This window comes from Candidatus Methanomethylophilaceae archaeon, from assembly GCA_017524805.1.
GTDB lineage: Archaea > Thermoplasmatota > Thermoplasmata > Methanomassiliicoccales > Methanomethylophilaceae > Methanoprimaticola.
This window is the reverse complement of record JAFXUX010000014.1, coordinates 1-6,115: the sequence shown is the minus strand read 5'-3', so window position 1 is coordinate 6,115 and position 6,115 is coordinate 1. Positions and strand designations below refer to the sequence as shown.

Annotated in this window: 4 protein-coding genes; 2 read left to right on the top strand and 2 right to left on the bottom strand. The window is 53.8% G+C overall.

Annotation, left to right across the window (positions count from 1 at the left end; all coding sequences use genetic code 11):
* Positions 1-361: 361 nt before the first annotated feature.
* The gene (locus tag IKP20_03855) at positions 362-715 is read right to left on the bottom strand and encodes an NADAR family protein (protein MBR4504090.1); all 354 of its coding nucleotides are present in this window, start codon (positions 713-715) and stop codon (positions 362-364) included.
* Between the two features lie 580 nt (positions 716-1,295).
* Between IKP20_03855 and IKP20_03850 the strand changes: the two genes are divergently transcribed.
* Together IKP20_03850 and IKP20_03845 are read left to right on the top strand one after the other, a co-directional pair.
* Positions 1,296-2,609, top strand: a complete 1,314-nt coding sequence (locus IKP20_03850) for an ATP-binding protein (protein ID MBR4504089.1) — start codon at positions 1,296-1,298, stop codon at positions 2,607-2,609.
* A 333-nt stretch (positions 2,610-2,942) separates the two neighbouring features.
* The gene (locus IKP20_03845) at positions 2,943-4,307 is read left to right on the top strand and encodes a Fic family protein (protein MBR4504088.1); all 1,365 of its coding nucleotides are present in this window, start codon (positions 2,943-2,945) and stop codon (positions 4,305-4,307) included.
* Here IKP20_03845 and IKP20_03840 read toward each other — a convergent pair.
* Positions 4,234-5,892 (bottom strand): leucine-rich repeat protein, encoded by a 1,659-nt coding sequence (locus IKP20_03840; GenBank protein MBR4504087.1) that lies wholly within the window; start codon positions 5,890-5,892, stop codon positions 4,234-4,236. The genes IKP20_03845 and IKP20_03840 overlap by 74 nt on opposite strands.
* Between the last annotated feature and the right edge of the window lie 223 nt (positions 5,893-6,115).

Below are 6,115 nucleotides of genomic sequence, written 5' to 3'. Positions count from 1 at the left end.
GACGGTCTTAGGAGTGCATCCGACAACTTCGGCCGTCCTCCGGACGCTAAGGCCATTAGCCTGGCAGGCAACGATCAAATTATGCTCCTCTTTGGATAGGTGGGTATATTCGTAAGCAGTGCCAGTGCGGTCGTTGAACACACGACCGCAGGCCTTACATTTGAACTTGCGGACGGTTCCTGATCTAGTTTTATACGTGCCGTTAGCCACGATGTTGCCTTCACCGAGGACTCCGTAATACTCGCATTCTTCGTTGGGACAGGATACATCCGTATACTTTTGCTTTGGGCCCCGTTCTCCCATTTAACCACTAGGATGAGATGGGAGTATAAATATAAAATATCAACTAAAAAATATAACATCACCAAGTATACAGTTCCATGTATTTTGAATATACTTTGAATGTATTTTGAAATCGCGGATCGGCTTCCCGATGCCGGAAACCTCGCAAACCGCCGGGCGAGGGCTTCTTCCCGGTCCCGCTGGCTTCCGCCCTGAGCTCGTCCCTTACCGCCATAAGTATCGTTCCGAGCACGTTCTGCCCCTGGCCGTCCATATCGGTTCCCCAGAACCTGTCCTCCCACGAGTTCCGCTCCTCCAAATATTCGTCCCCCGTGGCAAGCAGCCTGGCCGCCAGATCAGAGTGCTGCCTGAATTTCTCCCTGACGATGTCGGCCATCACGTCGGCCTTCTCTTGATCCCAGCCCGGAGCCAACTACGTCATCCCCCCGTACTCCAGGGCGGCTTCGTAGAAATTGCTGAGAAAGAACCTGTCCCCTCTGAAAGAACCCTCCGACATCCTGCCAGCTCCCTCCGGTTTGAAAGGAAACGCCGGGGCTATTTCAAGGCATTCCGAGCCGGCTATGCGGGTAACTCGCATTGAGTCATGGCTGTCTTCCATCTTCCCTCAGGACGGCATCGCAAGGCTCGACAGCGACATTGCCGCCGCTGAATGGAAGACATCTCCGTCGCCGGCGAGACGCGCAGGCTGCAGATGAAGTGCTTCCGCAGGGAACTGACCTGCGACGAAGCCATAGACCATTCGCGGCCAGGTACTCTCCCGCCCATGACGTCCGAGCCCTGTTTCCGCGCGGAATGGTGCGTTTTATGCTGCCTGCTTTCCGATCGCGCAGATCGGCCACGGCAGGAAATCTGGCGATGAGCGAAAGCCTGCCGCAGATTCGATGGCGGCCACACCCATTAGATTTTAACCATCATTTTAGAATCCTAAAATGATGATTATAATGCATTTTAGGATGCTATAATGTTTATATCAAGACCCTGTTCACACTTCCATGGAAAGGGATGCATATGCGGAGCTGGTAGCATGGAAGAATTCCCCCGACAGGAAGCCGATGATGATACGCGGCGTCAGGCAGTGCGGGAAGACATATCTGATGAGAGAATTCGGGAGGAGAGAGTTCGACGACTGCGCCTACTTCAACCTTGAAAACAACGACTCGCTTCAATCCATATTCCATGGCCGCCGGATAGAGCAGATTGTAGCCAGCCTATCCGCCATCCATGGCTCTCCCCTGGGGCCAGGAACGCTGCTGATCATGGACGAGATACAGTTCTCAGCGGCAGCCTTAGCCTCCCTGAAATACTTCTGCGAGTCCCGCCCGGACATTCCCGTCCTATGCGCCGGGTCGCTGCTCGGGATAAAACTCTCCAAGAACAGAAAACACGGCGATGCGGAGCTCTCCTTCCCGGTGGGCAAAGTATCATTCATGGACCTCCGCCCCATGACCTTCGGGGAGTTCGTCCGCGCGCGCGACGGAAACCTGATGGCGGATGCCCGCAAGAATCCGGATGATGCGATGGAGCCGTCATTCGCCGATGCCCTGAAGGAATATATGGCATTCGGGGGCATGCCGGAGGCGGTCGCAACATGGCTGTCCTCACACGACGCGGACCGGACGGAGAAAGTCATAAGAGATCTCACGGAATCTTACGAAATGGACTACCGCAGATATGCGCCGCCCAAAGACCTGGAGCGCATATCCGCCGTATGGTCGTCAGTGCCTTTCCAGATAGCCAAGGACAACAAGCGGTTCCTGTTCGGCCATGCCGTGAAGGGCGCCAGAGCGAAGGACCTGGAGGATGCCCTGCAATGGCTGCTTGACGCCGGATTCCTGCACAAGGTTAGGCTGACGCATTCTCCCGGCCTTCCTCTGGGATCCGACGGAGACGGGAGCAGATTCCGCCTCTATTACAGCGACGTGGGCATGATGCGGCAGCGCATGGGGATACCTCCCGCCGCCGTCCTGACCGGCGTCCCCGAACTGTCCGATGGGTTCAGAGGGGCCTTGGCGGAGAACCTCGTCCTCACCGAGCTCGCAGCGGCTGCCGGCAGGGAGCCTTTCTACTGGCAGAACGCGGACGGCAGGGCAGAGGTGGACTTCCTTCTGCAGGAAGGGACAGATGTATTCCCTATAGAGGTGAAATCCGGGAAGATCGGGAGGCTCCAGAGCCTGGAAGTATACATGGAGCGCTACTCCCCGAAGAAAGCATTCGTCGTCTCCCGCGAAAGCCGCGGAAAAGAGAGGGTGGACTTCGTCCCGTTCTGGTCTGTGGACTCCATACCCTCCAGATGCCGCTTCGAATAATATGGGATGGTCACCTAAAAGCGGAATACGCCATCACCATAGGAGGTTCTAAAGAAAACAATCCAAAAGAACTTTCAAAGGCCCTATCTCAATAGCACCGCAGAATCCGCCCTGAATGCCATATCCTAAATCTGCGTTGGTGGGCATGCCTTCAAAGACCACTTCGGGAATCGAAACCAATTATTCTAAAGATAGTATTTAAGTGGCTTTATTATCAATCCGAATAAGAAAATAATTTTTCACCGTATCAACATAATAAAAATAATCTCTAATATTTTATTATAACCTAATATAATAAAAATTATATATATACTAATTTATTAAATCATAACCATGGATGAAAGAATCTTCACTTCAAAGATCTCGGGGAGCGTGAGATTCAACACTGACGGCATGTACACATACTTCCAGCCTAACGAACTGCCGTTCGACATCGAGTTCAGTAAGCACATATACAGAGAATCTACCTCGGCCGTATTGTCCCTAGGAAACCTCAACGGAAGAGTGTCCGGCATGGAAGAGGAGGAAAGGTCTGTCCTCTTCGACACGCTCACCCTGAAGGAATCCGTACACAGCTCATCCATAGAAGGAACCCGCTCCACAATAGGAGACGTGTACCGTTCCGAAAAAGAAAACGTAGAAGGCACGGCACTTCGCGACGTGGAGGAAGTCCGCAACTATATAGAAGCTCTGAAGTACGGCGTGAAGGCCATCCAGGAGGGCGAAGGCATCACGGTGGAGCTTATCCACCGGCTTCATCGCATCCTTCTTGCCGGCACGCGCGGCAGCGACAAGTCACCGGGGATGTTCAAGACCTCCCAGAACGCCATAGGGATGCCGGGAGATACGCTTGACACCGCCAAAATGGTGCCCGCGCCGCCTGAAGCGGTCGAGCGTCTGATGGAGAACCTCCTGGAATTCCTGGATTCCGACGAAGACCCCCTCATAAAAATCGCTTTGGCGCATTACCAGTTCGAGACCATACACCCATACAGGGACGGCAACGGGAGGATAGGCAGGCTGCTGATCATGCTGACTATGGTCAAAGAAGGGCTTCTGACCTTTCCGATACTGTATCCCAGCGAATACTTCGACAGAAACCGGGATACATACATCGATCTGCTGTTCGGCGTAAGCTCTGCCGACCGTTTCGACGAATGGCTGGACTTCTTCATCGGGGCGATGAAAGAGCAGGCAGACGGATCGGCCAGAATGATCGATGCCCTGAGGTCGTACAAGAGAAAGCTGGAATCCCTCTGCGATACCCTGGCGGAAAAGAGATTGGTCGACCTCCTCTTCAGGAATCCGTACGTAAGGGTAGCCGACGTCTCATCTTTCTGCGAAATCTCGGCGCCCACCGCTGCCAAAGCCATCGGAAAGCTGGTGTCCGCCGGGGCGCTGAGAGAGATCACAGGAAGAAAAAAGAGCAGATTATACGTCGCCGACGGCATCCTGGAAATCCTGACAGGAAGGCGATGCACGGACTGGAAACCAAACCTGAGGGGAGACTTCCGGCTTACGGACAGAAAAGATGGCTGGAGTAAGAAAAATACGTCGGAAGACAGACTCCAAAAACAGCATGTAAGATGGGGATGGGAAGAACCCACCCCCGGTTTCTTAGGTTTCAGGAAGAGATCTGGTAGAGCTTTTTGGGCTCACCCTCGAAGGTCTTGCCGGCGAGGTCGCCTGCCGCCTTGAGCTTCGTCCCGTCCTCGCCGTAGAACGCAATCTTGTAGAACGCGTTGGCGCCCATCTTGGTCAGCGCGGAGGAGAACTGCACGTGGGTGATCTTGTAGCAGTGCGAGAACGCGCTGGTGCCGATGGATGTGACTCCGTCGTTCACTCCGTCGTTCATTTCGATGGTCTTCAGGTTGGAGCACCCGTAGAACGCGTTGGTGCCTATCGCGATCTGGTCGGACTGGATCTCGATGCTCTCGAGGCCGGTGCAGTACGCGAAGGCGCTGGTGCCGATTGACGTCACATCCTCGCCTACCGTGAGGGACGCGATGCCGGTGCACTTGTAGAACGCGTGCAGGGCCGCGTTCGCGCCGAGGACCACCGAGGTTATCTCTGTGCAGCCCCTGAACGCGTCCTTGGCCACGGTGGCGACGGTGCATTCTACATCCCTGTATTCCACGGAGCTGGGAACCACGAGCTCCCCGGCGGGCTCTTCGGTGTACCCGGTCAGCTTCACCGACAGGCTGCCCTGGAAGGAGTACTTCAGGCCGCCGGCCACGAATGACTCGCGGAGGACCTTGGAGGACCCCTCGAAGGTCTTGCCGGCGAGGTTCTCCGCGGTGCGGGCCAGCTTGGCGCCCTCCATGCCGTAGAACGAGTACTTGTAGAACGCGTTGACGCCGACCTCCTCCAGGGTGGAGGGGAGCTCGACGTGCTTTATGGCGTCGCTGTACGCGAACGTGCTGACGCCTATCGACGCCACTCCCTCGCATACGGTGACGGACTCCAGGCCGTAGCACCTGTAGAACGCGTGCAGCTCCGTGTTGACATGAAGGACCAGTGCCTTGATGTTGACGCAGTCCACGAACGCCGCCCGGGCGACCGAGATCACACCGTATTCGATGCCATCGTACACCACGGAATCCGGGATTTCGAGGGTCCCGACGGGGTCGTCCTCGTATCCGACGACCTTCGCAGTCTTAGTAATGGGGTCGGCGACGGTGTATATCAGATTGTCCACGGTAAACTCATAGCCTACGCCATAGTACTCTGATACGGATATATTCAAATCTTGATCAGGAATGCAACCTATCGTCATTAATATGATCATCTTTGTCTGGTCACCCGAGACATTCTTCGACGTCCAGGATATATTATCTAAATCGATTCCTGTGACCGACAGAGCAGCCGTTACATTCTCCAAGTCCATTTCGGCATCGACTATTATTCCCGTATCTATCGGCAATATCATGCCTTCATATATCGGCACCGAAATCACCTCTTCGTCACCTACCATAGCCTTTACCATGTGTCCAGCGACGTAATCAAAGGTGTACTTGCTGCCATCTGGCATGTTTACTTCAACGTTGTTCGACGGCAGCTGATTCGGATCATTGACCAAAGCCCACATGGTATAGTTATTTCCGGATAAGAAATCCATCGACTGATCGATCCAAACCCCGCTAACCAATGCATACAATGTGTATTCTTCAGAATAATCTTCCAAAGCTGTACACTTAGCTCCATACAACAGGCCATCGACGGAGACTATCAACTCAGTGGAATTGGCGGCCTCAGCAGCATCAATGCCGAACGCTTCAACCATCACTGCCTCATTTCCGTCCGCAATAAAGAACCAATAATTGTTCCTCTCTGCTTTGGTATAACAGAATAGCTGATGAGAATCATCATAATAGATGAAATCACCACTTGCCGTGGTTCTGATGCCCTGAGAACAATATGTGTGGCTATCGTTCATCTTTGAATGCGTCCATTGGTTATTAGCTACATCATACTCACAGATGTATGTGACTCCTACCGTATATCCG

What these genes read in the sequence shown, in the direction of transcription:
- IKP20_03850 (MBR4504089.1), top strand. Translation starts at nt 1,296, where the DNA reads ATGGAAAGGGATGCATATGCGGAGCTGGTAGCATGGAAGAATTCCCCC.
- IKP20_03845 (MBR4504088.1), top strand. Translation starts at nt 2,943, where the DNA reads ATGGATGAAAGAATCTTCACTTCAAAGATCTCGGGGAGCGTGAGATTC.
- IKP20_03840 (MBR4504087.1), bottom strand. Translation starts at nt 5,892, where the DNA reads ATGGTTGAAGCGTTCGGCATTGATGCTGCTGAGGCCGCCAATTCCACT.